The organism is Aurantiacibacter flavus (assembly GCF_039710615.1).
Taxonomy (GTDB): domain Bacteria; phylum Pseudomonadota; class Alphaproteobacteria; order Sphingomonadales; family Sphingomonadaceae; genus Alteraurantiacibacter; species Alteraurantiacibacter flavus.
Genome location: NZ_JBDLBR010000003.1, coordinates 447,133 through 470,197, shown reverse-complemented (window position 1 = coordinate 470,197; position 23,065 = coordinate 447,133). Strand labels below are relative to the sequence as shown.

Annotated in this window: 26 protein-coding genes and 1 tRNA gene; 11 read left to right on the top strand and 16 right to left on the bottom strand. The window is 64.6% G+C overall.

Annotated elements, in window-relative coordinates:
* Positions 1 to 15 precede the first annotated feature (15 nt).
* From ABDJ38_RS11395 to ABDJ38_RS11385, 3 genes are all read left to right on the top strand, one after another.
* Positions 16 to 408, top strand: a complete 393-nt coding sequence (locus ABDJ38_RS11395; RefSeq protein WP_346785216.1) for a nuclear transport factor 2 family protein — start codon at positions 16 to 18, stop codon at positions 406 to 408.
* Between the two features lie 135 nt (positions 409 to 543).
* Positions 544 to 1,671 carry a cobalamin-independent methionine synthase II family protein gene (locus tag ABDJ38_RS11390; RefSeq protein ID WP_346785215.1) on the top strand — a complete coding sequence of 376 codons (1,128 nt, stop codon included), beginning with the start codon at positions 544 to 546 and terminating at the stop codon, positions 1,669 to 1,671.
* 2 nt (positions 1,672 to 1,673) lie between these two features.
* Positions 1,674 to 2,432, top strand: coding sequence for an IclR family transcriptional regulator (locus tag ABDJ38_RS11385; RefSeq protein ID WP_346785214.1), 759 nt, complete (start codon positions 1,674 to 1,676; stop codon positions 2,430 to 2,432).
* On the opposite strand, the gene ABDJ38_RS11380 is transcribed toward ABDJ38_RS11385, so the two are convergent.
* The 3 genes from ABDJ38_RS11380 to ABDJ38_RS11370 form a co-directional block, all read right to left on the bottom strand.
* Entirely contained in the window at positions 2,429 to 3,415 is a 987-nt protein-coding gene (locus ABDJ38_RS11380) for a hypothetical protein (protein WP_346785213.1), read from the bottom strand. The two genes, ABDJ38_RS11385 and ABDJ38_RS11380, sit on opposite strands and share 4 nt — an antisense overlap.
* A 95-nt stretch (positions 3,416 to 3,510) precedes the next feature.
* Positions 3,511 to 4,935 carry a syringate O-demethylase gene (gene desA, locus ABDJ38_RS11375; RefSeq protein WP_346785212.1) on the bottom strand — a complete coding sequence of 475 codons (1,425 nt, stop codon included), beginning with the start codon at positions 4,933 to 4,935 and terminating at the stop codon, positions 3,511 to 3,513.
* A 33-nt stretch (positions 4,936 to 4,968) separates the two neighbouring features.
* On the bottom strand, positions 4,969 to 5,670 hold the full coding sequence (locus ABDJ38_RS11370; RefSeq protein ID WP_346785211.1) for an alpha/beta fold hydrolase: 702 nt from the start codon (positions 5,668 to 5,670) through the stop codon (positions 4,969 to 4,971).
* Between the two features lie 155 nt (positions 5,671 to 5,825).
* On the opposite strand from ABDJ38_RS11370, the gene ABDJ38_RS11365 reads away from it, so the two are divergent.
* From ABDJ38_RS11365 to ABDJ38_RS11350, 4 genes are read left to right on the top strand one after another with little or no spacing between them, the layout of a single operon-like run.
* The gene (locus ABDJ38_RS11365) at positions 5,826 to 6,698 is read left to right on the top strand and encodes a methylenetetrahydrofolate reductase (RefSeq protein WP_346785210.1); all 873 of its coding nucleotides are present in this window, start codon (positions 5,826 to 5,828) and stop codon (positions 6,696 to 6,698) included.
* A 25-nt stretch (positions 6,699 to 6,723) separates the two neighbouring features.
* A complete protein-coding gene (gene folD / locus ABDJ38_RS11360; protein ID WP_346785209.1) occupies positions 6,724 to 7,653 on the top strand; it encodes a bifunctional methylenetetrahydrofolate dehydrogenase/methenyltetrahydrofolate cyclohydrolase FolD in 930 nt (309 codons plus the stop codon).
* A gap of 21 nt (positions 7,654 to 7,674) precedes the next feature.
* On the top strand, positions 7,675 to 9,153 hold the full coding sequence (locus tag ABDJ38_RS11355) for a flavin-containing monooxygenase (protein ID WP_346785208.1): 1,479 nt from the start codon (positions 7,675 to 7,677) through the stop codon (positions 9,151 to 9,153).
* Positions 9,150 to 9,914 (top strand): competence/damage-inducible protein A, encoded by a 765-nt coding sequence (locus ABDJ38_RS11350; protein WP_346785207.1) that lies wholly within the window; start codon positions 9,150 to 9,152, stop codon positions 9,912 to 9,914. The genes ABDJ38_RS11355 and ABDJ38_RS11350 overlap by 4 nt, the downstream gene beginning before the upstream one ends.
* 97 nt (positions 9,915 to 10,011) lie before the next feature.
* Here the strand turns inward: ABDJ38_RS11350 and rplA are convergent, their stop codons facing one another.
* Together rplA and rplK are read right to left on the bottom strand one after the other, a co-directional pair.
* Positions 10,012 to 10,704: a 50S ribosomal protein L1 gene (gene rplA, locus ABDJ38_RS11345; RefSeq protein ID WP_346785206.1), complete on the bottom strand. Its 693-nt coding sequence runs from the start codon at positions 10,702 to 10,704 to the stop codon at positions 10,012 to 10,014.
* A 4-nt stretch (positions 10,705 to 10,708) separates the two neighbouring features.
* A complete protein-coding gene (gene rplK, locus ABDJ38_RS11340) occupies positions 10,709 to 11,140 on the bottom strand; it encodes a 50S ribosomal protein L11 (protein ID WP_346785205.1) in 432 nt (143 codons plus the stop codon).
* Between the two features lie 200 nt (positions 11,141 to 11,340).
* Here rplK and ABDJ38_RS11335 point away from each other — a divergent pair, with 200 nt between their 5' ends.
* Positions 11,341 to 12,069, top strand: coding sequence for a CPBP family intramembrane glutamic endopeptidase (locus ABDJ38_RS11335; RefSeq protein ID WP_346785204.1), 729 nt, complete (start codon positions 11,341 to 11,343; stop codon positions 12,067 to 12,069).
* Here the strand turns inward: ABDJ38_RS11335 and ABDJ38_RS11330 are convergent.
* The 3 genes from ABDJ38_RS11330 to secE form a co-directional block, all read right to left on the bottom strand.
* On the bottom strand, positions 12,066 to 13,652 hold the full coding sequence (locus ABDJ38_RS11330) for an amidohydrolase (RefSeq protein ID WP_346785203.1): 1,587 nt from the start codon (positions 13,650 to 13,652) through the stop codon (positions 12,066 to 12,068). The genes ABDJ38_RS11335 and ABDJ38_RS11330 overlap by 4 nt on opposite strands.
* 149 nt (positions 13,653 to 13,801) lie before the next feature.
* Complete coding sequence (gene nusG / locus ABDJ38_RS11325; protein WP_346785202.1) at positions 13,802 to 14,341, bottom strand: transcription termination/antitermination protein NusG; 540 nt, start codon at positions 14,339 to 14,341, stop codon at positions 13,802 to 13,804.
* A gap of 29 nt (positions 14,342 to 14,370) precedes the next feature.
* Positions 14,371 to 14,580, bottom strand: coding sequence for a preprotein translocase subunit SecE (gene secE, locus ABDJ38_RS11320; RefSeq protein WP_346785201.1), 210 nt, complete (start codon positions 14,578 to 14,580; stop codon positions 14,371 to 14,373).
* 276 nt (positions 14,581 to 14,856) lie between these two features.
* Between secE and ABDJ38_RS11315 the strand changes: the two genes are divergently transcribed.
* The gene (locus ABDJ38_RS11315) at positions 14,857 to 16,371 is read left to right on the top strand and encodes an alanine/glycine:cation symporter family protein (protein WP_346785200.1); all 1,515 of its coding nucleotides are present in this window, start codon (positions 14,857 to 14,859) and stop codon (positions 16,369 to 16,371) included.
* Between the two features lie 57 nt (positions 16,372 to 16,428).
* Here the strand turns inward: ABDJ38_RS11315 and ABDJ38_RS11310 are convergent, their stop codons facing one another.
* The 4 genes from ABDJ38_RS11310 to ABDJ38_RS11295 all read right to left on the bottom strand — a co-directional run bounded on the left by ABDJ38_RS11310 (position 16,429) and on the right by ABDJ38_RS11295 (position 18,307).
* Positions 16,429 to 16,584, bottom strand: a complete 156-nt coding sequence (locus ABDJ38_RS11310) for a hypothetical protein (protein WP_346785199.1) — start codon at positions 16,582 to 16,584, stop codon at positions 16,429 to 16,431.
* Positions 16,585 to 16,729: 145 nt separating this feature from the next.
* On the bottom strand, positions 16,730 to 16,876 hold the full coding sequence (locus ABDJ38_RS11305) for a hypothetical protein (RefSeq protein ID WP_346785198.1): 147 nt from the start codon (positions 16,874 to 16,876) through the stop codon (positions 16,730 to 16,732).
* Between the two features lie 108 nt (positions 16,877 to 16,984).
* On the bottom strand, positions 16,985 to 18,136 hold the full coding sequence (locus ABDJ38_RS11300; protein WP_346785197.1) for a glycosyltransferase family 87 protein: 1,152 nt from the start codon (positions 18,134 to 18,136) through the stop codon (positions 16,985 to 16,987).
* A gap of 95 nt (positions 18,137 to 18,231) precedes the next feature.
* Positions 18,232 to 18,307, bottom strand: a tRNA-Trp gene (locus ABDJ38_RS11295).
* A gap of 81 nt (positions 18,308 to 18,388) precedes the next feature.
* On the opposite strand from ABDJ38_RS11295, the gene aat reads away from it, so the two are divergent.
* Positions 18,389 to 19,090 (top strand): leucyl/phenylalanyl-tRNA--protein transferase, encoded by a 702-nt coding sequence (aat, locus tag ABDJ38_RS11290; RefSeq protein WP_346785196.1) that lies wholly within the window; start codon positions 18,389 to 18,391, stop codon positions 19,088 to 19,090.
* On the opposite strand, the gene ABDJ38_RS11285 is transcribed toward aat, so the two are convergent.
* From ABDJ38_RS11285 to ABDJ38_RS11270, 4 genes are all read right to left on the bottom strand, one after another.
* The gene (locus tag ABDJ38_RS11285; protein WP_346785195.1) at positions 19,006 to 19,542 is read right to left on the bottom strand and encodes a DUF2155 domain-containing protein; all 537 of its coding nucleotides are present in this window, start codon (positions 19,540 to 19,542) and stop codon (positions 19,006 to 19,008) included. The two genes, aat and ABDJ38_RS11285, sit on opposite strands and share 85 nt — an antisense overlap.
* Positions 19,539 to 19,934, bottom strand: coding sequence for an NADH:ubiquinone oxidoreductase subunit NDUFA12 (locus ABDJ38_RS11280; RefSeq protein ID WP_346785194.1), 396 nt, complete (start codon positions 19,932 to 19,934; stop codon positions 19,539 to 19,541). Before ABDJ38_RS11280 ends, ABDJ38_RS11285 begins: the two co-directional genes overlap by 4 nt.
* Before the next feature lie 151 nt (positions 19,935 to 20,085).
* Complete coding sequence (locus ABDJ38_RS11275) at positions 20,086 to 20,577, bottom strand: DUF192 domain-containing protein (protein WP_346785193.1); 492 nt, start codon at positions 20,575 to 20,577, stop codon at positions 20,086 to 20,088.
* A 7-nt stretch (positions 20,578 to 20,584) separates the two neighbouring features.
* Entirely contained in the window at positions 20,585 to 21,097 is a 513-nt protein-coding gene (locus ABDJ38_RS11270; protein WP_346785192.1) for a regulatory protein RecX, read from the bottom strand.
* A 222-nt stretch (positions 21,098 to 21,319) separates the two neighbouring features.
* Between ABDJ38_RS11270 and ABDJ38_RS11265 the strand changes: the two genes are divergently transcribed.
* The gene (locus tag ABDJ38_RS11265; RefSeq protein ID WP_346785191.1) at positions 21,320 to 23,047 is read left to right on the top strand and encodes a fatty acyl-AMP ligase; all 1,728 of its coding nucleotides are present in this window, start codon (positions 21,320 to 21,322) and stop codon (positions 23,045 to 23,047) included.
* The last annotated feature ends 18 nt before the right edge of the window (positions 23,048 to 23,065 follow it).

Here is a 23,065-nt window from a genome sequence, read left to right as displayed (position 1 = left end):
AGAAGGGGAGAGCGAATGACACGCGAAGATTACGAACGATATGTGCAGGCCTTCAACACCCGCGACTATGACGCGGTGTTCGATTTTTACACCGACACCCCGAAGATGGCCTTCTTCGGGATAGAGATCACCACCCGCGAACAGCTGCGCCAGTTTTACAGCTTCCTGCATTCCTATGTGCGCGAAACGGTCGAAATCGAGAAGTTCGCCAGCAGCGACGAGCTGGCCGCAGTGGAAGGCCTGATCCGCATCGAGTGCTTCCGCGACCTCACGCGCGAGGATCTCGACGCCAACGGGATGGAGCAGTTCTTCCCGATCAAGGAAGGCGAGGTGCAGGAGATGCGGCAATACATCCACTATCACCTCGAAGGCGGGAAGATCGCCAGCGTCGGCTGCGCGCTGGTGTAATCCTTCGGCTCAGGGGGCGGACTGGCTATTGCCCTCCAGCCACCCCCAAGCCATGAGACAAAAAGCTGTCTGCGATAACGACCCAGGCGCTCTTTCATACTTGCGGCTTTTTCGCATATATGAAATACGTCGGGCATGATCAAAACCTCTCATGTCGGCAGCCTTCCGCGCGGCCCTGAACTTGTTCCCCTGCTCCTCGCCCGCGACAAGGGCGAACCTTACGATGCCGAGGAATTCGACCGGCTGGTGCTAGCCGCCGTGACCGAGGCTGTGCGCCAGCAGGTTGCCGCCGGGGTTTCGGTGGTGTCGGATGGCGAGATCGGCAAGGTCGGCTATTCGACCTACATTATCGAGCGGCTTTCCGGCTTCGGCGGGCACACGCCGCGCAAGCCCGCGATGGACCTGGCCGAAGTGCCCGAGCTGACCAAGAAGCTCAGCGCGATCATGGGCGCGCAGGAATTCACGCGCGCCAGCGCCATCGCCAAGGTCGAGCTGGTGAACCTTGAGCCCCTGCACGACGATATTCGCCGCTTCCGCGCGGCGCTCGATGCTGCCGGCGAAGGCGTGGAAGCATTCATGAACTCGGCCTCGCCGGGGCTGATCACCGCCTTCCAGCCCAACCAGTTCTATCCCAGCCACGAAGCCTATCTCGCTGACCTCGCCAAGGCGATGCAGCCCGAGTACGAGGCGATTGTCGATGCGGGCTTCCAGCTTCAGCTCGACTGCCCCGACCTCGCGATGAGCCGCCACACCGGCTATCAGGACATGAGCGAGGCGGAGTTCCTCAAGGCGATTACCGCCAATGTCGAGGCGCTTAACTCCGCCACCGCCAACATCGCGCCCGAGAAGATGCGGATGCACGTGTGCTGGGGCAATTACGAAGGCCCGCACACGCACGATATCCCGCTCGAAAAGATCATGGACATCGTGCTTTCGGCCCGTCCCGCCACGATCCTGTTCGAGGCCGCCAACCCGCGCCACGAGCACGAATGGGAAGTCTGGGCCAAGGCCGACCTTCCGCAAGAGAAGGTGCTCGCGCCCGGTCTCGTCGACACCTGTTCGAACTATGTCGAGACGCCCGAGCTTATCGCGCAGCGAATCATGCGGTTTGCCGATATCGTCGGCAAGGACCGGGTGATCGCCAGCACCGACTGCGGCTTCGGCACCTTCGCCGGCTATGGCAAGATCGACCCCAAGGTTGCCTGGGCCAAGCTCGCCGCCCTACGCGCCGGGGCGGATCTGGCCGAGAAGCGGATAGGCTGATCGTGGCCGAGCTGACGCCCCCGGCCCACAACAGCCAGGTCAAGTCGGCCACGCGCACACTCGACATCATCGAATATGTCGTCGCGCACAACCGGCCGCTGGTGGCACAGGAGATCGCAACGGCGCTGGGCATTCCGGTTTCCAGCCTGTCCTACCTGCTCGCGACGCTGGTTGAGCGGAACTATTTGATCCGCGAGGGGCGGCGCTATCTGGCGGGGCCGGGGCTGGCGCGGCTGCAATCGTCGGGCGGCGGCTTTTCGCTGGCCGACCGGGCCGCACCGCTGGTCCGCTCGCTCAGGGTGCAGCTGAACGAGACAACAAGCTTCTTCGTGCGCTACGATTGGGAAATCGAGGCCATCGTCACCGAAAGCTCGGAGCAGGCGCTGCGCTATTCGGTGCCACGGGGCCGCCGTCTGCCGATGCATGCGCTGGCCGCGGGCAAAGTGATGCTCGCGGCGCTCTCGGCGGAGGAACTCGATCGCTATTTCGCCGAGGTCGAGCGCGCGACCTTCACCCCCAGCACCGTGACCGACGAGGCCGAGTTGCGCCGACAGGTGGCCCAGGCACGCGAGACCGGCTTTGCCACCACCGATCAGGAGTATTCCATCGGGATCGAGGGCATTGCGCGGCTGATCACGATTGATGGCGAACCGGTCGGCTCGCTGTCGGTGGCCGTGCCCAAGGTCCGCTACGACAGGGAAATGGCCGCGCGCGTGTTCGACCTGCTCGAACGCACGGCCAGCGTGCTCGAAGCGGGCTAAAGCCCTTCCAGAAAATCCGCCCCGAGGCCGCTATCGGGCCTGGCGGGGGTCGCTTCCGATTCCTCGGCAGGTTCGGGCAATCCATTCAGGGCGGCAGCGCGCGCCGCGATTGCTGCCCTGACCGATGGATCGGCTTGCCACACGCCGGTTTGCGAGTCGGCAGATCCTGTTGCAGGAAGTTCAGGTTCCGCCATTGGCTGCGCGGCTGCCGGAGCGGCTGCCCCGTCAAGCGCGGCGGCACGCGTGGCAATCGCCGCACTGACCGAGGGGTCAGGCCGCCACACCTCGCCTTGCGGCACGCTCGAGGCAGGTTCTGCGGGCATCTGGGGCTGAGCCTCAGGCTGCACTCGGGGCCCAGGCGCTGGCGTTGCGAGAGCTGGCAGTTCCGCAACCGGCTGTGGACGCGGCGCAGGCGTTGCAAGCGCGGGTAGCTCCTGAACCGGCTGCGCTGCTCGCACTGGCCGCTCCGGCTGTGGCGTAGGAGCGGGCGCGGCGCGCGCGGGCACGGCCAGCCGTGCGGGCTCGGTCTGGGCATTGTCGCGATCGTAAAGGCGGCCATCTTCGAACGGGCCAACCTCGGTGCCCTGCCCCACGCGTACCAGCGGGAGCGGTGCAAAGCCGGTATCGACATAGGTCAGTTCCGCCGTACCCTCGCCGGTAACGCGGAAACGGAAGACCTCGGGCAAGGAGCGCGGGCGCGGATCGTTGAAAGTCAGCCGCAAGGCATCACCCTGTATGCTTGCGCTGCGCGACATCACCTCGGCCCGCCCGTCGAGGCTCGAAAAGATCACGCCGTTGTTGCGATAGCTGCGCGGGCGGGCCCAGACGCCTTGCCAGTTGCCATCATCGCCCTGGCGCAGATCGAAGCGGAAAATGGTCGTGTCATCAATGCGCAACGCCCAGGTGCCTTCGAGTGTCTCGGCCATGGCCGCACAGGGCAGCATCAGCAGGGCAGCAAGGGCGAGCGCGAGACGGTTCAGCATGGCCCTCTCCTGCCAAGTGTTACCCCCAGATGGCAAACGAAAAGGGCGCCCCGCTCGCACGGGACGCCCCTTCGATTTGGCTAGAGCCGCCAGCCTTAGCTGTTGGCGCCAACACCCGTGGCGCGCCAGCTGTCGGCATAGGCCGTGCGGGCGACGTTCGAGTAAGGAACCGGCGAGATGACGGCCTTGATCTCGGTCTGGACGTGCGGCTCGACGGTCGGCTTGGTGGTGCCGCCGTTCGGCTCGCCCCACACCAGCTTCACTTCCTTGCCCATCTCGACCTCATCGGGGTCGATCATGGCGAGGGTCAGCATCTTGCCTTCGTTCGACGAGTAGCCGACCCAGGTCGACACACCGATGACCTTGCCGTCGGCGTTCTTCACTTCGTCGAACGGGTGCATGGCATAGACCGCGCTCGGGAATTCGAAGTACTTCGCACGGTCGCCCTCGGCATAGAGCGAGGAGAGCACGCGGAGCATGTCTTCGTCGTCGAGCGCCAGCGTGACCTTCTGCTTGTGCTTCTGGTCAGCCATCTTCTCGAGCGCCGTGCGGCCCACGAAATCGTGGTCGAACTTCACGATGTGGCCATAGCCGATGTCCCACGGCGTGAGGTAGTAGCCCTCGATGCTGTCAGGAACGTAGCTGCCACCGATCGAGCACATGCCGGCATAGCTCTTGCCGTCGGCCCACTGGCGGAAGTCCTTCATCATCTGGCTGTCGCCGGTGAAGAAGGCGGGCAGCGGCGAAGGCAGCCAGCCCGATTCCAGCGTGTTCGACGAATAGGCACGGCCGCCGACCAGCGTCAGGCCGTCGTTCTTGCCAGCTTCGACAAGCGCCGAGTGCACGGCTTCGTAGTCAGCCCAGGGGCCGAACAGTTCGTAGCCCGGCTGGCCGGCCATGCCGTGACGCAGCGCAATCACGTCTTTGCCGTTGATGTCGATGTGGGCCATGTTGAAGAACTTGAGGTCAGGCGCATCCTTGCCCATGGCCTGCGACAGGATCTTCATCGCGTTCGGGCCCTGGAGCTGGAAACGGTAGTTCTTGCGAACGCCGTCGGTGCGCATCGCGGTGCGCTCGTCGCGCTCCACGGTCACGTCCCACTTGCTGCCGTCGGGCTTGGGATACTGGGCATGGAACTCGACCCATTCGATGGCAGGCGCGCGGCCGACCAGCGAGAATTCTTCCTCGTCGAGGTAGAACAGGATCACGTCGCCGATGACATAGCCTTCAGGCGTGACGGGCACGTACTGCTTGGCCTTGTTGACCGCGAAGTTCTTGAACGAGTTGATCGCGGTGTACTCGAGCAGCGCCTTCGCTTCCGGGCCGCGCACGTACAGCTCGACCATGTGGTAGCTCTGGTTGAACAGCACGGCGGTCTTGGCCCATGCGCGCTGCTCGTTGCGCCAGTTCGAATATTCGGCGGGAACGCCCGGATAGGGGTTCGGGCCAAGCTGCTGGTTGCGCAGGAATTCGACGACGTCGCCCTTCGAATCCAGCTTCTGCTGCAGGTTCTCACTCATACTACTGTCCTCTCCTCGAGGGTTGCGGGTTGATCAGGTTGCCGGCGTTGCGAGCCAGCGGGTTATTGCTTCGTTGACCGCGTCGGGTGCTTCGAGCTGGATCATGTGTCCAGCCCCCGGCACGACAACGAGTTGCGAATTGGCGATGGATGCGGCGATCTGCTCGTGCTGCGCGGGCGGGGCCCAGGCGTCGAGTTCTCCGGTCATCACCAGAGTCGGGCAGGTGATGGAAGCAAGCACGCTGTCGACCTCGGGCCGGGTGACGAGCGCGTTGATCTGCGCATCGAACACGTCCTGCCCCATGGCCAACGACATGGCGCGCATCGGATCGTAAAGCTCGGGCTTGGCGCGGTTGGCCTCGGCCACCATCGGTGGCAGCCACTGGTCGACCAGCGCTTCGAAACCGTGATCGTAGCCGACCTGCTTCAGGGCTTCGCGCTTGGCCGGTTCGCCTTCCTTCAGCGGATGAATACCGGTGCTGACCAGAGCGAGACGACGCACGCGTTCGGGCGCCATGCGATAAACCTCAAGTGCGACCCGGCCGCCCATCGAATGGCCGAACAGGTCGAAACGTTCAGCACCGAGTCGGTCGGCATCGGCCAGTGCGATTCGCGCCATCTCTTCGAGGCTGCTGGCCATGCCGTAGGAATCGACCGCGTGCGAATCGGCAAAGGCCGCCGTTTGCGGGGCATAGATAGTCGCATCACAGATCAGGCCTGGCAGAAAAATCAGCATGGTAGGAAGACCGGAATCGCCTCTCTCTTCGCGTTCTTGAAAATTTCATCTATACGAATAACCAGCGCGCCGCTAGGGGCTTTCTATCGAGAGATCATTTGGCCTAAAGGGTCGCGCGAGCGCACGATTCTGTGGCCCGAGAGGAGAGACAAGCGATGTCCTACGCCGCCATTCACCCCAACTGGGAAAACCCCGCCTCGAACATGGTCGACGGCTATTCGCTGGAGATGACCGCGAAGGAGATCGAAGGCCTCAAGGAAGCCGCGCCGCTGATCCGGCCGAACACCCAGGTCGCCGTCACCTTCCTGCCCGGCGAAGAGCTGTCGCAGCGCGTCGAAGCCGCCGTGCTGGTGCGCGCGCTCGGGTTCGAGCCGATCGTCCACCTGTCGGCCCGCCGCATCGAGAGCGAGGAGCAGCTTGACTGGTATCTCTGCGAGATCACGCAGAAGGCAGAGGTGAAGCGCGTCTTCATCATCGCCGGTGATCCGCCCGAGGCCGAAGGCCCCTACGAGAACTCGCTGCAGATCATCGAATCGGGCCTGCTCGAAAAGCACGGCATCACCATCGTCGGCGTGGGCGGTCACCCTGAAGGCCACCCCAACAACTCGGCCGAAGAGCTGTGGGTGTGGATGCAGAAGAAGATCGACGCGGTGCGCGCCCACGGCATGACCCCGCTGGTCGTCACCCAGTTCGCCTTCGATGACGATGCGATTGTCGAATGGCTCGCCGAAATGCGCGACCGCGGCATCGACGTGCCGGTGCGCCTCGGCGTACCCGGCCCGGCTGGCATCAAGCGCCTGCTCGGCTTCGCCAAGCGTTGCGGCGTGGGGGCCTCGGCTTCGGTGATGAAGAAGTACGGCATCTCGATCACCAACCTGATCGGCAGCGCTGGCCCGGATAAGCTGGTCGGCAATCTCGAGAAGAAGCTGACCGAGCGCCACGGCCGCGTGCGCCTGCACTTCTATCCGTTCGGCGCGCTCACCGCGTCGGCCGAGTGGATCAACGGCTACGACGCCAAGCACAGCTAAGCTGCGCACCAGCGAAGGAAGAGAAATGGCCGATATCATCGATGGCCGCGCCGTAGCGCGCGACCTGGACGAAAAGACCAAGGCGCGCGTTGACGCGCTGGTGGCAGCCGGGCACCCGCGCCCGGGCCTGACCGTGATCCTGGTGGGCGAGGACGGCGCGAGCCAGGTCTACGTCCGCCGCAAGATCAAGGCGTGCGAGAAGGTCGGCATCAATTCGAGCGAGCACCGCCTGCCCGCCGACACCAGCCAGGAAGACCTGCTCAAGCTGATCGATCAGCTGAATAACGACCCGGCGGTGCACGGCATCCTGTGCCAGGTGCCGCTGCCCGATCACATCGACACCCGCCTCGTGCTGCGCTCGATCAGCCCGGACAAGGACGTCGACGGGTTCCACCCGGTCAATGTGGGGCGTCTTTCCACCGGCACCGGCGGCATCGTGCCCTGCACTCCGCTGGGCGTGATGATCCTGCTCGGCACCGTGATCGACGATCTCAAGGGCAAGGACGCGGTGGTGATCGGCAAGTCGAACATCGTCGGTAAGCCGGTGGCGAACCTCCTGCTCGATGCCGAATGCACCGTCACCGTCACCCATATCTACACCCACAACCTGCCCGCGATTGCCAAGAAGGCCGACATCATCGTCGCTGCCGCCGGCGCGCCCGAGCTGGTCAAGGGGAGCTGGGTGAAGGATGGCGCGGTCATTATCGACGTCGGCATCACCCGCATCATGGATGAGGCCACCGGCAAGGAGAAGCTGGTGGGCGACGTGGCCTTCGATGAATGTCAGCACGCCAAGGCGATCACTCCGGTGCCCGGCGGCGTCGGCCCGATGACGATTTCGTGCCTGCTCGCCAACACCGTGCAGGTCGCCGAGCGCGTGGCGCAGGGAAACGATAACGGCGAGAGCGACTATGCCGATGCGCCCGATCGCTCTATGCACACTTCCGCGAGCTAGCTGCCTTCCGAAAGGTTCTGAATGACCGAACCCGATTTCGACGTCCTGATTGTCGGAGCCGGGATTTCGGGCATTTCGATGGCCGCGCACCTGGGCATGATCTGCCCCGAAGCGAGCTATGCCGTTTTCGAACGGCGGCAGGCCATCGGCGGCACCTGGGACCTGTTCCGCTATCCGGGCGTGCGCTCGGATAGCGACATGCACACCCTCGGCTTCTCTTTCGCCCCATGGCGCGACGAGAACGCCATCGCCGACGGCCCCGCCATCCTCGCCTATCTCGAACAGGTGGCCGAGGAGCGCGGGATCATCGGCAATATCTATTTCGACCGCGAGGTGCTTTCCGCCGACTGGGACGCGGCCAAGGCGCTGTGGCGCGTCACCGCGCGGCTGAGCGATGGCAGGACACAGATCGTCACCTGTCGCTGGCTCTATTTCGCGAGCGGTTACTACGACTACGACACCCCCCACGATGCCGAGCTTCCGGGCCTCGGCGCATTCGGCGGCGCGGTGGTTCACCCGCAGTTCTGGCCCGACGATCTCGACTATGCGGGCAAACGGGTGGTGGTGATCGGCTCGGGCGCGACGGCCGTGACCATCGTGCCCGCCATGGCCGAAACAGCAGCGCATGTAACGATGCTCCAGCGCACCCCGACATGGATGACCGCCGCCCCTCGGCAGGACCAATTCGGCATGCTGCTCCAACGCATTTTGCCCGAGCGCTGGGCCAGTTGGCTGATCCGACAGAAGAATATCGCACTTAACGCCTATTTCTTCGGCCTGTCGCGGCGCAATCCGGCGAGAGCGGCGAGCATGCTGCGCAAGATGCTCAAGCAGCAGCTCGGGCCGGCCTACGATCCCAAACACTTCGAGCCGCCCTACACCCCCTGGCAGCAGCGACTCTGCCTCGTGCCCGATGGCGACCTGTTCGCGGCGGTGAAGAGCGGGAAGGCGAAGCTCGTCACCGATACCGTGGCCGGGTTCGACGAAGGCGGCGTCAGGCTCACCTCGGGGGCCTATTTGCCCGCCGATATCGTGGTGACGGCCACCGGGCTCCGGCTGGTGCTGGCGGGCAAGGCCGCGGTGTCGATGGGCGGCCAGCCGGTCGACTTCACGCAGCGCTATTTCTATCGCGGCACGATGTTTTCGAACGTGCCCAACCTGTCGGTGGTGTTCGGCTATCTCAACGCCAGCTGGACCCTGCGCGCCGACAACAATGCCCGCTTCGCCGCCGAAGCGGTCGCCCACATGCGCCGCACCGGCACCAGCGTGGCCACGCCAGAACTGCTGCCCGAGGACGAACCCGAGCCGGTCGCGCCGTTCGACTACACCTCGGGCTATCTCCAGCGCGCCCGATCGCAGATGCCCAAAAGCGCAGCCGAATTGCCTTGGCGCCTGAACCACGACTACTATGAGGATGCGCGCGACTTCCGCAGCCGCCCGGTGGCTGACGGCATTTTGCGCTTCACCAGTCCTGCCCCAACCGAGGAGCCCGCCCAGTGAGCAGCCAAGACCGTATCTGGACCGCCGGCCTGCTGGTTATCGGCGACGAAATCCTTTCGGGCCGCACGCACGACAAGAACATCGCCCAGATCGCCAGCTGGCTGCAGGTGCAGGGCATTCGCCTCACCGAAGCGCGCGTGGTTTCGGACAATATGGACGCTATCGTCGCGGCGGTGAACGCGCTGCGCGCCAGCTACGACTATCTGTTCACCACCGGCGGGATCGGCCCCACGCATGACGACATCACGGTCGATGCCGTGGCGCAGGCGCTGGGTGTGCCGGTGGTGGTCCACCCTGAGGCACGCGCGATTCTGGAGGACTACTACGCCGATAAGCCTGGCGGCCTCACCGAGGCTAGGCTGCGCATGGCGCGCGTGCCCGAGGGCGCGAGCCTGATCCCGAACCGGATGTCGGCGGCGCCGGGCATCAAGTGGGGCAATGTCCATATCATGGCCGGCGTACCCACGATCACCGCGCAGATGCTCGATGCACTCACCGGCACACTCGAAGGCGGCAAAGTGCTGCTGAGCGAGACGCTGGGAAGCTGGGTGGCGGAAAGCGAGGTCGCCCAGATCCTGCGCCGCATCGAGAAGGCGCACGAGGCTATCCAGATCGGCAGCTATCCCTTCTTCCGTGAGGGCCGCACGGGGGCGAACTTCGTCATCCGCTCGACCGATGCAGAGGTGCTGCGCACAGCGTCGCAGGAGCTGGCCGAGGCGCTCGAAGCGGCAGGCTACCCTTGCACCATGGGCGGCATCTGAGCGCCCCGCGAGCGGCGCATAACAAAAGGGCCGGCGGTTCGCACCGCCGGCCCTTTGCTGTCAGCCCGCTCAATAGCGAGGCGGTAATAAGCCAGGCTTAGGCGCCTTCGATCTCGGCGAGATCGACCTTCAGGCCCGGGCCCATCGTGCTGGTCAGCGAGACCTTGCGCACATACTTGCCCTTGGCGCCTGACGGCTTGGCCTTGACCACTGCCTGGGTCAGCGCTTCGAAGTTCGCCTTCAGAGCGTCGTCGTCGAAGCTCAGCTTGCCGATGCCGGAGTGGATGATGCCCTGCTTCTCGACGCGGAACTCAACCTGGCCGCCCTTGGCGTCCTTCACGGCCTGCTCCACGTTCGGGGTCACGGTGCCGAGCTTCGGGTTCGGCATCAGGCCCTTGGGGCCCAGCACCTTACCGAGACGACCGACAACGCCCATCATGTCCGGCGTGGCGATCACGCGGTCATAGTCGAGGTTGCCGTTCTGCATGTCTTCCATCAAGTCTTCCGCTCCGACCTTGTCGGCACCGGCGGCCAGCGCCTTCTCGGCATTGTCACCGCGCGCGAACACCGCGACCTTGGCGGTCTTGCCGGTGCCCGAGGGCAGCGAGATCATGCCTCGGACCATCTGGTCGGCGTGGCGCGGATCGACGCCGAGGTTCATGGCAACTTCGACGGTCTCGTCGAACTTGCCCTTGTGTTCACGCAGCACGGAAAGCGCTTCGGAAACGGTGTAGAGCTTTTCGGCGTCGAGCTTGGCGACGGTCTGCTGCTTCTTGGTCTGCTTGGCCATGTGCTTAGCCCTCCACCACGTCGAGGCCCATCGAACGGGCCGAGCCCGCGATGATCTTCATGGCCTGATCGATGTCGTTCGCGTTGAGATCCTTCATCTTGGTCTCCGCGATTTCCTTGATCTGCGAGACGGTGACCTTGCCAGCCACAGCCTTGCCCGGCTCCTTCGAACCCGACTTCAGGTTCGCGGCCTTCTTCAGCAGGAAGCTGGCGGGCGGGGTCTTGGTGATGAAGGTGAAGGAACGGTCGGCATAGACGGTGATCTTCGTCGGGATCGGCATGCCCTTTTCGAGGCTGTCGGTCGCGGCGTTGAACGCCTTGCAGAATTCCATGATGTTGACACCGCGCTGACCCAACGCCGGGCCGATCGGCGGCGAGGGGTTGGCAGCGCCGGCAGGCACCTGAAGGTTGATGTAACCTTCGATTTTCTTGGCCATGGTGGCCTCCTTTTTCTCACTGTCAGGCGTGCCTTGCGGCGCACCTTCATGGTAAGCGGTCAAACGGTGGCTGAGCCACCTCCCGCGCGAAGCACCCTTTCGGGATCGCGTGCGCATAGCGAAATCGGTGGCGATTGCAAGCGCTGTGGTATCCCGCGCGCTTAACTCGCGCCTAACCCGCGCGCCCTTATGATTAGGCGATGACCGGCAAAATGACCACCCCGCCTGCCCGCACCGGGCCTTTCCGGCTGCTGCTCCAGCTTGTGGGCGTAGCACTGGCCTATGTCGCCGCCTCGACCGTGCCGGTGCTGGCGCTCGGACAAACATCGGCCGGACTGGCACTGTCGAGCCCGGCCGGAATGCTCGGCGGGGTCGGCGCAGCCTGGCTAATCCTGCGCCGCTCGGGCGAGTTCGCACATGCACTCGGCCTGGTGCGGGTGGCGAGCTGGCCGCGCACGCTGGCGCTGGCGGCGCTCGCGGCTGGCGGCACCTTTGCGATCTTTTCTGTCGGCGGCGCTGCGGCGCGATTGCTCGGATTTACCGCGCCCGCCGTGGGCGAGACCATCGCGCTCGCCACCCAGAGCCCCGCGCACCTCGCCATGTGGATCGTGCTTGTCGCATGGCTCGGCGCGGGGTTCGGCGAAGAGGTGCTGTGGCGCGGGTTCCTGATGGACCGCCTCACCCGCCTGCCCGGACTTACCCGTTCGCCCGCCGCCGTGCTGGTGGCGCAGGCGGCCGTGTTCGGGCTCGCCCACGCCTATCAGGGCGCAGCGGGCGTGGTGATTACCGGCCTCATCGGGCTGTGGTTCGGCCTGATCCGGCGCATGGCAGGCGGCGCGATCTGGGCAGGCGTGATCGGCCATGCCGCCATCGACACCGTGATGCTCAGCCTCGGCTATGCGCAGGCGGTGGGCCTGATCAGGCCCTAGTCGCTGCCCGGATAGTCGACGCCGAGCTGTTCGAGGTACGAATCGAACCGCGAGGGATCGTAGTAGTAAGGCTCCATCTCGGGGCGCAGCTCGTCCATCAGCTTCTTGTTCATCTCGATGGTTGGCATGTCTTCCGGAGCCAGCAGCGGATCGTACGTGTCCTCGGCGGCCTGCACCTCGTTGAAGTAGGTCCATGCGTCGGTGACCAACTCCGGGGTGGTGGCGATATCGAGCACGGTCATCGCGGCGACCTTGGCGCCTGCCTCCACGCCCTTGTGCGCAATCGGGGTCGCCATGGCCATGGCCGCAGTCTGGTGGTGGCCGATAACATTGGGTATGTTCGCGGGGTAGCCGATGGTGATCGTCGGCACGGTCCACATCACGTCGCCGATATCGTCCGACGCGCCGAAATTGCGCCCGCCGCGCAGTTCGGGCGTGGACAGCGGGCCGACCTCGGTCGAAAGCGGCGCGACGCGCAACTCGTTGGCCTCCTGCACCCGGCGGGCGAAGGTCTGGTCGGCCTCGGTCCATGCGGGCATGCCCACCGCCTCTATATTGGCATAGGCGGCCTCGGCCAGCGGCTTGTTGCCGAAATTGGGCGCCGCATAGCCGCGCACCCGGCGCGCAACCGTGGTGCCCGTGCCCAGCGCGGCAGCGTCGGCGATGGTGTTGCCAGTCTCATAAAGCGTGCGCACATTGGCGAAGGTGTTGTCGCGGAAGAAGTACCAGGCCGAGGCCGTCTCGGGGACGATGTTCGGCTGGTTGCCGCCGTTGGTGACGATCGAGTGCGAGCGCTGCGTGACCGGCAGGTGCTCGCGGCGCATGTTCCACATGACGTCCATCGCCGTCACCGCATCGAGCGCGCTGCGCCCGTCCCACGGCATGCCGGCGGAGTGCGCAGGCTTGCCGTGGAAGGTGTATTCAACCGAAATCATGCCATTAAGGCCGAGGTTGCCATAGCCGGTGGTGAGCGCATTCGAAACGTGCGAGAAGATCGAAGCATCGACCCCGTCGAACATGCCTGCCCGCACATAGTAGGCCTTGGTTGCCAGCAGTTCCTCGGCAACGCCCGGCCACAGCATCAGGGTGCCATCGATATCGTGCGCCTCCATCACCTGCTTGGCAGCGAGCGCGGCGGCGATCATCATCGGCATGCCGCTGTTATGCCCCTCACCATGGCCGGGCGCGCCTTCGACGATCGGACGGATATCCGGCACGCCCGGCATCTGCGACAGGCCGAGCAGGTCGTCGATGTCGCTGCCGAGCGCGATCTTGGGGCCGCCGCTGCCGTGCGTCCAGGTGGCGGTGAATGCGGTAGGAATGCCAGCGACCCCACGTTCCACCGTAAAGCCGTTCTCCTCCAGAATGCCGCTCAGATATTCGCTGGTGCGGACTTCCTGGAAGCCGGGTTCGGCAAAGGCGAAGACCGTGTCGACCATCACCTGGATGTCTTTGCGCTGCGCCTCTACGGCAGCGATCACCTCGGCCTTGAGTTCGGGGCTGGCCTCGGCCTGCGCCGGAAGCGGCACGGCCAGAGCGCCAAGCGCTAAGGCTGCGACAAGGAGAGGATTCGTGTCAGACATGGGCGCGCACCTTTGCTTGCTGATCGGAATGATACCGCCAGCATAGGATAAGCGCTGAACAATTGTCGGAGAAATTTTCACGCGATCAGCCTACCCGGCGCAGCAATGCTGCACCGCAAGGCGGATTGGCGTGCAAATTCGCCGCTGGCTTACTTGACCAGCTCGACCTCGTCGAAGCCCAGTTCCACCGGGGTTGCGCGGCCGAAGATCGAGACCGAAACCTTGACCTTGGCCTTCTCGAAATCGAGCTCTTCCACGATGCCGTTGAAGCTGGCGAAGGGGCCGGCGTTGACCTTGACCTGATCGCCGATCTCGTAGTCGATGTGGACTTCCTGCTTGGGCGCGGCCTTGGCCTCTTCCACCCCGCCGAAGTAGCGCGCGGCTTCCTTCTCGGAGATAGCCTGCGGCTTGTTGTTGTTGCCGAGGAAGCCGGTCACCTTCGGAGTGTTCTTGACGAGGTGATAGACGTCGTCTGTCATGTTGAGCTTGGCCAGCACGTAGCCGGGCATGAACTTGCGCTCGGTCTGGACCTTCTTGCCGCGCTTGATCTCGGTCACGGTCTCGGTCGGCACTTCGACCTCTTCCACGCCTTCGGAAAGGCCCAGCCGTTCGGCCTCGGCGAGGATCGAATCGCGCACCTTGTTCTCGAAACCGGAATAAGCGTGGATGATGTACCAGCGGGCAGCCATGTCAGTCTCTTTCGTCTCGGTGAGGCAGGTCAGATCAGCGTGAGCAGCCAGCGCACCGCGGCACCGAACAACGAATCGACGCCGAGGAAGAACAGCGAGAGGATCGCTGTCAGGATGAAGACGAAGATCGAGGTCCGCACCGTTTCCTCGCGGCTCGGCCAGACCACCTTGTTGGTCTCCGCGCGCACCTGGCGGAAAAACTCGCCGGGAGAGGTCTTCTTCTTCGTCTGTTCAGCCATTGCTCGCCTGCTGTTAGCCTGCAAAAAATATAGTCACTTCCGGGTAGGGATCATCGCCGCCCCGGACAAGTCCGGGAGGGGCAGCGAAAAATTCCGATGTCGGAAAGCGGGTGAGCATGTAAGACGGATGGGCAACAAACGCAAGCTTTGGCCGCACAATCACGCGCCGCACGCAGGATTCCGGCGAAGTCCGGTGCCATGGAAGATTAGGTCTGGCCAGCATGGCGGCCAATTGTTAGCGTCCGGGTTCAAAAATCAACACATGGGGCCAAATATATGATGATTTCGCCACAGGAACCGACGTTCCTTGATCACGTTACCAACGTATCCGATTTCATCTGGGCCGGTTTGTGGAATGGCGAGGAGGTGCTGCCCTTCCCGCCGATGGTCATCGTTCTGTTCGGCGTCGGCCTGTGGATCATGGTTGGCCTGCGGTTCTATCCCGTGGTCAAGCTGGGCAGCGCCTTTGCCGGCCTGTTCAAGAGCCGCAAGGGCCAGGGTGCGGGCGAGATCAGTCCCTTCGCCGCGCTCTCGACCGCGCTTTCCGGACAGGTCGGCACCGGCAACCTGGCAGGCGTGGCAACGGCCATTGCCCTGGGCGGGCCGGGCGCCATTTTCTGGATGTGGATCACCGCCCTGATCGGCATGGCGCTCGCCTTTGCGGAAGGCGCTCTGGCGATTCGCTTTCGCGAGCGCACCAGCGACGGGGTCTATCGTGGCGGACCGATGAGCTACATCATGATCGGCCTTGGCCCAAAGTTCACCTGGCTGGCGGTCATCTTCTGTATCGGCACGCTGTTCTCCGCCATGGTGACGGGCAACGCGGTGCAATCGAACGCGGTGGCCGACGGGCTTAACGAGCTTTTCGGGATCAACGAGGCCATCGGCGGCGCAATCGTGGCCGTGGCGGTTTTCCTCGTCATCATCGGTGGCATCAAGTCGATCGGCAACGTGGCGGAGAAGGTCGTGCCGTTCATGGCCGCAACCTATGTGGTGATGGCCTTCGTGGCGATCATGCTGGACATTCAGGACATCCCCGAAACCTTCGGCCGCATCTTCAACGGCGCCTTCAACCCGCAGGCGGCGACCGGCGGCTTCGCTGGCGCGGCCATCATCATCGCCCTGCGTGCTGGTGTTGCGCGCGGGCTGTTCTCGAACGAGGCCGGGCAAGGCTCCACCCCGATCGCCCACGCCGTGGCGCAGACCGACGATCCCGAAACGCAGGGCCGCATGGCCATGCTCGGCACCTTCATCGATACTGTGGTGATCTGCACCATGACCGCTCTCGTCATCCTTACGGTGGAGGGCAACTTCACCCATGCCGGCCAAGCGGTCGAGCATGCATGGCAATCGGACCTGTCCGGTTTTGCCGTGACCAGCTCCGCTTTCGCTGCGGCCTTCCCCTTCTCCATCGCCAGCATTCCGATCGGCACGCTGATCGCCTCGGTGGCGCTGATCCTGTTTGTGTTCACCACCCTGCTCACCTGGTCGTACTACGGCGAGCGGGCGATCACCTTCCTCTATGACCGGGTGCCCGGCTCGAACCGCAAGGGCGAGAAGGCGCTGCACATCGGCTGGCGGGTAATCTGGTGCATCGGCATCTTCTTCGGTGCCAGCCGCCCCTCGGAAGAGGTCTGGCGCATGGGTGACATCTCCAACGCCGCCATGGCGCTGCCCAACCTGCTGGCTCTGGCGCTGCTGTCGGGCGTGGTGTTCCAGCTCGCCAGGGGCCACCGCAAGGCGGGCAAGGATCACACCGCCGTCACCGCAGAAGAGCCCGACGAATACTGATCGGATTGCGCGCGATGATCCGGCCCCGCGCAGTCTGTGCGGGGCCGGTGTTATCGGTCAGAAACGCAGGTAGCGCAGCAGACGTTCGAGCAGAGTCGGTTCATACATTGAGCGGATCGGGCCATGCGCGGCATAGCGCAAGCTGGCGTCGCGATGAGGACGCGGGCTCGTCCAGGCGTCGGGACGGCTACTGGTGTAGATACGTTTAGCCATAAAATTCCCTCCTTCACATCAACAATGCGGCAACGGGCGTTTCGATCCGTCGCTTGTGAGGAACGGCTTATCGTGCGCTACCTGAATTGTTGCTGGGGCTGCCGGTTGCCCGCCATTCATCAAACTGGCGGCGAAAACAGGCAGTCTATCGCCGGGAGAAAAGACGTTCGAACAGTCCCGGCTGCTCCATCGGCTGGATCGGGCCATGCGAGAAATGCCGATAGATCGGCTGGCTCATCGATGGGCCCTCGAGCGGCTGAATGCGGCGATCGCGGCGCAGGAAACTGAACATGGGATCCCCCTTCACCTGATGGTCCGTCGCGCATGACGACTGTTTGGCAAAACGTGTTTGCCGCCGGACTCGTTCCCGCGATCATGCCGTGCTTCCTCGCAGTTCTGCCTAAGTATCTTTCCTGATGCGCGTCCAGACCATGGCAAGGAGCAGCAGCGAGGCTGCGGGCATAAGGTTAACGCCCATCGGGAAGGCCGCAGCGCGCGTGGCGTAGGGGGCGAGATAGAGTAGCACCAGCACGGATTTTTCCCAGTCGCGAAAGCCGCGAACCAAGCCCTCACGCGTCAGCCACAAGGTCGGCAGAATGAGGAACGGCAAATCGTAGTTGAACAGGTAAGGAGAAGCGAGCGCGCTGGCCGCTAGCACGAGCGATCCACTCGCCAGCGGGTCGGTACCGAAACGACGCCATGAGGCGAGCACCAGCGCGATGAGGCCCAAAACAATCGCCACGCTGATGGCCAGCGCGAGCCCGGCCGGCATGGTGAGCCGCAGCTGGCTGAAGGGCGTGGCCATGCGGAGGAAGAAATCGGGATCGTTGCCCGCCATCAGCGCCGCGCTCGCCTGCCAGCTGGTGGTATAGGCGAGCATGGTCTGGGTGCCGAACACAGCCCAACTCAGCAGCAGCAGACAGGTTGCGCTGGCCCCAGCGGCGATGAAGGCCTTCCAGCGCCCGCCTGCGACCAGCCAGAACGGCAGCAGCAACGCCAGGTGCGGCTTGATGATGAGCGCGCCAATCAGTGCTCCCGAGGCGATCGGTCGCTTGTCGAGCAGCGCCACCGCGCCCACCAGCAGCGCGCCGGTGAGCAGGCCGGTCTGGGCGTGCCCCGCCGCGATCAGCGCGCCGGGATAGGCCAGCACGAGGAGCCAGCAGCGCGGGAAGGCCCTGATCGAGGCGAAGGCCCACAGCGCAAAGGTCACGGCCACCCACAGCCCCCAGGCGAGCGGGAACGGCAGTGCGCCGAACGGGGCGGTGATAAACAGGAACGGCGGCGGATTGACGAAGGCGAACCAGCCTTGCGAGCCGGTGGCGGTCTGCACCCGCTCCTGCGTGGCAAGGTCGTAGGCCAGCGCGGGATCGCCTGCGGCGGTGACATGCCCCGCGCCCCAGAATGCGAGGAAGTCGGTGCCTTCTGGCCCCATCGCATCCACATAGGACGCGATCAGCAGCGCCAGCGAGACCAGCGCCATGATCGCCGCATAGCCGCGCACCCGCTCGCTTTCGAGCCAGTCGGCGCGTTTGAGGAAGGCGGCGATGTCCATTGGGGCGGGCTAGCGCCTTATGGTTAAGGCCCGGTGGAAGGGACACAGGGAATTGCCGGGAAGTGTTCGCCCATCCGGGCCAACCGGAAGGAAAATGGCAGGGGTGACAGGATTCGAACCCGTGGCCCTCGGTTTTGGAGACCGATGCTCTACCAGCTGAGCTACACCCCTGCATGGGCAAGCCGGCCCTCTATAGCGGCTTTTGCACGAAGGCAAGCGACGAGCGCGTTCGGGCTTGCTAAAGCCCCGGCAATGGCTGCTTCCGACGTTCCGATCATCGCGCCCGAAATGCTTTTGCTGGCCTATCGCAGCGGCCTGTTCCCGATGGCCGATTCGCGCGAGGATACCGAGATATTCTGGGTCGAGCCGCGCAAACGGGCGATCCTGCCGCTCGACGGATTTCACTGCTCGCGCTCGCTTGCCAAGGCGCTCAAATCCGGACGTTTCACCGTCACCGTCGACACCGACTTTGCCGCCGTGGTCGAGGCCTGTGCATCGCCCCGGCCCGATCATCCCGAAACCTGGATCAACCAGACCATCGCCGCCAGCTATGCCAATCTCCACGCGCTCGGCCATGCCCACTCGGTCGAATGCCGGATCGACGGCGAGCTGGTCGGCGGGCTCTATGGCGTGGCTATCGAGCGGGTCTTCTGCGGCGAATCGATGTTCAGCACCACGCGCGACGCCTCGAAGGTCGCGCTGGCATGGCTCGTGGCGCTGATGCGCCGCGCAGGATACTGCCTGCTCGACTGCCAGTTCATGACCGACCACCTCGCCTCGCTTGGCGCTGTCGAGATAAAGCGGGCGGACTATCTTGCCCGGCTTGCGCAGGCCTTTGTCGAGCCGCCACGGCTCACCCTTCCGCAAGCCTACTGCGAATTGCTGGAGGAGGAGGACACCGCCTCTTCCTCGCCCGGGAAGCGCATCGCGCAGTCCTTCACCCACACGTCATAGATCGGGTGTTCGACCACGTTCAGGCCGGGCGAGTTCTTGAACAGCCAGCCCGAGAACACCCGCGTCCACACTGCCTCGCTATCGGCATCGGGCCGCTCGTTCACGTTGACCTGCACAAAGGCGCCGGTTTCGGGCGGATCCTCCCACGGCGCGGTTTTCTCGCAGGCCGAGAGGCGAATCACCACATCGTCGATCCGGCGCGCCTCGCCCGGCTTCATCTCGATCTCGCGGGTGAGCGAATTGCGCTTGTTGACGATGCCAAGCGTAGCGACGCGCTCGGCCATCGGCGTGCCTTGCCCTTCGGCTGCCTGCGCTCCTTCGCCCAGAGCGGGTGCGGGTTGCCGCAGTTCTTCGGGGACCTCGGTCTGCTCGGCCTCTGGCGCGGGCGGCTCGCCTCCGCAGGCGGCCAGCGCCAGCGTCAGCGTGGCCACGCCGACCGCGAGGGCTTTCACGCCTCGGGCGTCCAGGCTTCGTAGTCGCCAGTCGCACGCGCGCGCTTGCCGCCGCGCTGAAGCGCGCCTGCGGGCAGGTAGGCAGCGCCGGTGCCGGTCGCGTTGGGGCTGTAATCCGCCTCCCAGATGCGCGGCGGGGTGAGGTGGCTTTCGGGCAGCTCGTCGTAGGAATGGTGCAGCCAGCCATGCCATTCGCTCGGCACGCGGCTGGCATCGTTGGTGCCTTCGTAGATCACCCAGCGCCGTTCGCGCTGGCCCTCTTTGGGCTTGGAGCGATAATACTTGTTCCCCTGCGCGTCGGTGCCGACGTGCTCGCCATTGCGCGAGGACCACAGGAGGGTGCCGATGGTGGCGCCGTCCCACCAGGTGAAGATCTTGCCGAGGAAGCTCATGTTCGCGCGGTTAGCCGATTCTGTTCGCTCCGCCAAGCGTCAAGCAAACGACCCGAAGGGTCGCAAGGGTGACTGCCCGCCCGCAGCGGGGGCAGCTTGCTGCCCGTCTAGCGAGGATCGCGCGCCCGGATGGGCGTGCGACGCACAAATATTACCAATCGACCTTGTCGCCCGCCTTGATTCCCAACTCGGCAGCACGCCCGCCGTTAAGTTCGAGCACCGCGCCTGCGGGACCGGCCGAGGGTATCGGCGCTTCCGAATAGGGCACGGCATTGGCGGCAACGTTGAGGATGCGCCGGTCGGGCCCAATGAAGATGATGTCGAGCGGGATCACGGTGTTGCGCATCCAGAAGCTCGATTCGCGCGGGTTTTCCTCGCGTGGGAAGATCATGCCCTCGTCCGCGCCCATTTCGGTGCGGAACATCAGCCCGCGCGCCTGCTCGGCCCCGGTGGCGGCAACTTCGACGCGGAATTCGTGTCGGGTGCCGTCCGAGGTGGTGACGGTGAGCGGAATGACGGCAAGGCCCGACTCCGGGTGAACCTGCGGCGCGGCGGCACTGGCGGGCGCGCTTTCGGTGGCACCCGAAGGAGAACAGGCCGCCAGCGCCATCGCGCCAAGACCTGCCGCAAGAGCCTTTGCCATGGTTCGTTCACGCATTCGCATCGTCATCATCGTCCAGTTCTTCGGCCCATTCGCGCGCGCTCTCGGGGCTGGTCATATCGACCAGCAGGCGCGCATGGGCGAAGGAATGTCCTGCACGCAGCATGGCTGCAAGCTGTTTCTCGCGCATCGCAGGCAGCTGGGCCTGATCAGGTTCTTCGAAGGAGAAAGGGCCGAACCGCCGCTTTTCCGCCAGCCGCAGAGCCGCCCGCCGCGCCGCCGCTTCGCCCGGGGCAGCAGCGTCGCGCAGGCTTTCGCCAATGCCCGCCTGCCGCAAGGCCTCGCCCACCCGCCGCGCGCCATAACCACGCGCCAACAAGCCTTCGCTGCGGGTGCGGGCATAGGCCTCGTCGTCGACATAGCCGCGACCGGCAAAATCGGCCACGAGGGCAGGAATGTCCGGCTCCGCTTCGTCCTCGTCCCACCCGCGCTCGCGCAATTTGCGCGCCAGGTAGGCCTCCAGTTTTCCGCTCGATGTGGCGAAACGGGCGACGTAGTTCATCGCCAATTCACGCAGTTGCGCCGAACCGAGCGGCTTTCTTCGCCTGCCTTGCCTAACATTTGGTTGTTCACTATCCCGCATTTCGCCATATTAGTGCCACACTTGCCCTGAAATGAAAAAATTTGCTGCGGGGTCGGTTTGGTCGGACGCCGTATTTCTTGGATATGGGAAGCGCCAAAAGAGCGCAGGCAGAGACACAAAAAAGGGTAGCCCTTAGAAAATATGACCGAGCTTGTTCCCACGCCAAACGACTGCGCTCAGCCGCGTCGGCGTTCCGACTTTGCGACCTTCTGCGAAGCCGTCGACTACGCGGCGCAGAGCGAGAAGGGACTGAATTTCCACGATGCGCGCGGCACGCTGGAACGCGTCTATCCCTACCGCGAAATGCGCGAGGATGCGCTGGGCCACGCCCGGCGGCTGATCGCCATGGGCATCGGCAAGGGCGACCGGGTGGCGCTCATCGCTGAGACCGGGCCCGAATTCGCGTCGCTGTTCTGCGGCTGCATCTATGCCGGCGCCTGGCCGGTGCCGCTGCCGCTGCCGACCACCTTCGGCGGCAAGGGCAGCTATATCGATCAGCTCGGGGTGCAGCTCGAAAGCGCCGATCCGTCGATTTTGCTCTATCCGCCCGAAATCGCCGAGATGACCGCTGCGGCCGCCGAAAAGCAGGGCTGCGCCGGCATGGACTGGGATACCTTCACCCGGCGCGATGCGCCCGATGCCGAGCTGCCCGAGGCCGATCCCGAAGATATCTGCTATCTGCAGTATTCCTCCGGCTCGACCCGCTTCCCGCAGGGCGTCGCCGTCACCCACAGAGCGCTGCTGCACAACCTTTATGGCCATGCCACCGCGATGGACATCGGCTTCAACGATCGCGTGGCAAGCTGGCTGCCGTGGTATCACGACATGGGGCTGGTCGGTTGCTTCCTGTCGCTGGTCGCCAATCAGGTTAGTGTCGACTACCTCAAGACCGAGCACTTCGCGCGCCGCCCGCTGGCCTGGCTTGACCTGATCAGCCGCAATCCCGGCACCACGCTCAGCTATTCGCCGACCTTCGGCTACGACATCTGCGCCCGCCGCATTTCCAGCCAAAGCAACGTCGCCGAACGGTTCGACCTGTCACGCTGGCGTCTGGCGGGCAACGGCGCCGACATGATCCGGCCCGACGTGATGCAGAACTTCGTCAACGCTTTTGCCGATGCCGGGTTCAAGGCCAGCGCTTTCACCCCGTCCTATGGCCTCGCCGAAGCGACGCTTGCGGTCACGGTGATGCCGCCGGGCGAAGGCATTCGCGTCGAGCTGGTCGAGGAAGAGCGGCTCTCTGGCACCAAGCGCGATCTCTCGCGCCCGGCCCGCTATCGCGCCATCGTCAACTGCGGCAAGGCCCTGCCCGACATGGACGTGGAAATCCGCGGCGAGAACGGCAAGCCGAAGAAGGATCGCCAGATCGGCAAGGTCTGGTGCCGTGGCCCCAGCGTCATGCATTCCTACTTCCGCAATCAGGAAGCGACCGACGAGTGTCTGGTCGATGGCTGGCTCGATACCGGCGACATGGGCTACATGGCCGATGGCTACCTGTTCATCGTCGGCCGCGCCAAGGACATGATCATCATCAACGGCAAGAACCACTGGCCGCAGGATATCGAATGGGCGGTGGAGCAGCTTCCCGGCTTCAATCACGGCGACATCGCCGCCTTCGCCGTCGAGACCGAGAACGGCGAGGAAGCCCCTGCCGTGCTCGTCCACTGCCGCGTGTCCGACCCGGAAGAGCGGGTTCGCCTGCGCGACGAGATCGCCGACAAGGTGCGCGCGATCACCGGCATGAACTGCGTGGTCGAGCTGGTGCCGCCGCGCACCCTCCCGCGCACTTCGTCCGGCAAGCTCAGCCGTGCCAAGGCGCGCAAGATGTACCTGTCGGGCGAAATCGCGCCGCTCGATCTGGCGGCTTAGCCCTTTCGGCCCTCCCCC

Coding starts and splice junctions, on each gene's coding strand:
- rplA (WP_346785206.1), bottom strand. CDS start 10,704: ATGGCCAAGCAGACCAAGAAGCAGCAGACCGTCGCCAAGCTCGACGCC.
- ABDJ38_RS11380 (WP_346785213.1), bottom strand. CDS start 3,415: ATGCTGAACCGTCTCGCGCTCGCCCTTGCTGCCCTGCTGATGCTGCCC.
- ABDJ38_RS11390 (WP_346785215.1), top strand. CDS start 544: ATGATCAAAACCTCTCATGTCGGCAGCCTTCCGCGCGGCCCTGAACTT.
- secE (WP_346785201.1), bottom strand. CDS start 14,580: ATGGCTGAACAGACGAAGAAGAAGACCTCTCCCGGCGAGTTTTTCCGC.
- ABDJ38_RS11305 (WP_346785198.1), bottom strand. CDS start 16,876: ATGTTCAGTTTCCTGCGCCGCGATCGCCGCATTCAGCCGCTCGAGGGC.
- folD (WP_346785209.1), top strand. CDS start 6,724: ATGGCCGATATCATCGATGGCCGCGCCGTAGCGCGCGACCTGGACGAA.
- ABDJ38_RS11275 (WP_346785193.1), bottom strand. CDS start 20,577: ATGGCAAAGGCTCTTGCGGCAGGTCTTGGCGCGATGGCGCTGGCGGCC.
- ABDJ38_RS11310 (WP_346785199.1), bottom strand. CDS start 16,584: ATGGCTAAACGTATCTACACCAGTAGCCGTCCCGACGCCTGGACGAGC.
- ABDJ38_RS11395 (WP_346785216.1), top strand. CDS start 16: ATGACACGCGAAGATTACGAACGATATGTGCAGGCCTTCAACACCCGC.
- ABDJ38_RS11270 (WP_346785192.1), bottom strand. CDS start 21,097: ATGAACTACGTCGCCCGTTTCGCCACATCGAGCGGAAAACTGGAGGCC.
- nusG (WP_346785202.1), bottom strand. CDS start 14,341: ATGGCTGCCCGCTGGTACATCATCCACGCTTATTCCGGTTTCGAGAAC.
- ABDJ38_RS11370 (WP_346785211.1), bottom strand. CDS start 5,670: ATGCTGATTTTTCTGCCAGGCCTGATCTGTGATGCGACTATCTATGCC.
- ABDJ38_RS11315 (WP_346785200.1), top strand. CDS start 14,857: ATGATGATTTCGCCACAGGAACCGACGTTCCTTGATCACGTTACCAAC.
- ABDJ38_RS11355 (WP_346785208.1), top strand. CDS start 7,675: ATGACCGAACCCGATTTCGACGTCCTGATTGTCGGAGCCGGGATTTCG.
- rplK (WP_346785205.1), bottom strand. CDS start 11,140: ATGGCCAAGAAAATCGAAGGTTACATCAACCTTCAGGTGCCTGCCGGC.
- ABDJ38_RS11265 (WP_346785191.1), top strand. CDS start 21,320: ATGACCGAGCTTGTTCCCACGCCAAACGACTGCGCTCAGCCGCGTCGG.
- ABDJ38_RS11280 (WP_346785194.1), bottom strand. CDS start 19,934: ATGAGCTTCCTCGGCAAGATCTTCACCTGGTGGGACGGCGCCACCATC.
- ABDJ38_RS11335 (WP_346785204.1), top strand. CDS start 11,341: ATGACCGGCAAAATGACCACCCCGCCTGCCCGCACCGGGCCTTTCCGG.
- ABDJ38_RS11300 (WP_346785197.1), bottom strand. CDS start 18,136: ATGGACATCGCCGCCTTCCTCAAACGCGCCGACTGGCTCGAAAGCGAG.
- ABDJ38_RS11365 (WP_346785210.1), top strand. CDS start 5,826: ATGTCCTACGCCGCCATTCACCCCAACTGGGAAAACCCCGCCTCGAAC.
- ABDJ38_RS11330 (WP_346785203.1), bottom strand. CDS start 13,652: ATGTCTGACACGAATCCTCTCCTTGTCGCAGCCTTAGCGCTTGGCGCT.
- aat (WP_346785196.1), top strand. CDS start 18,389: ATGGCTGCTTCCGACGTTCCGATCATCGCGCCCGAAATGCTTTTGCTG.
- desA (WP_346785212.1), bottom strand. CDS start 4,935: ATGAGTGAGAACCTGCAGCAGAAGCTGGATTCGAAGGGCGACGTCGTC.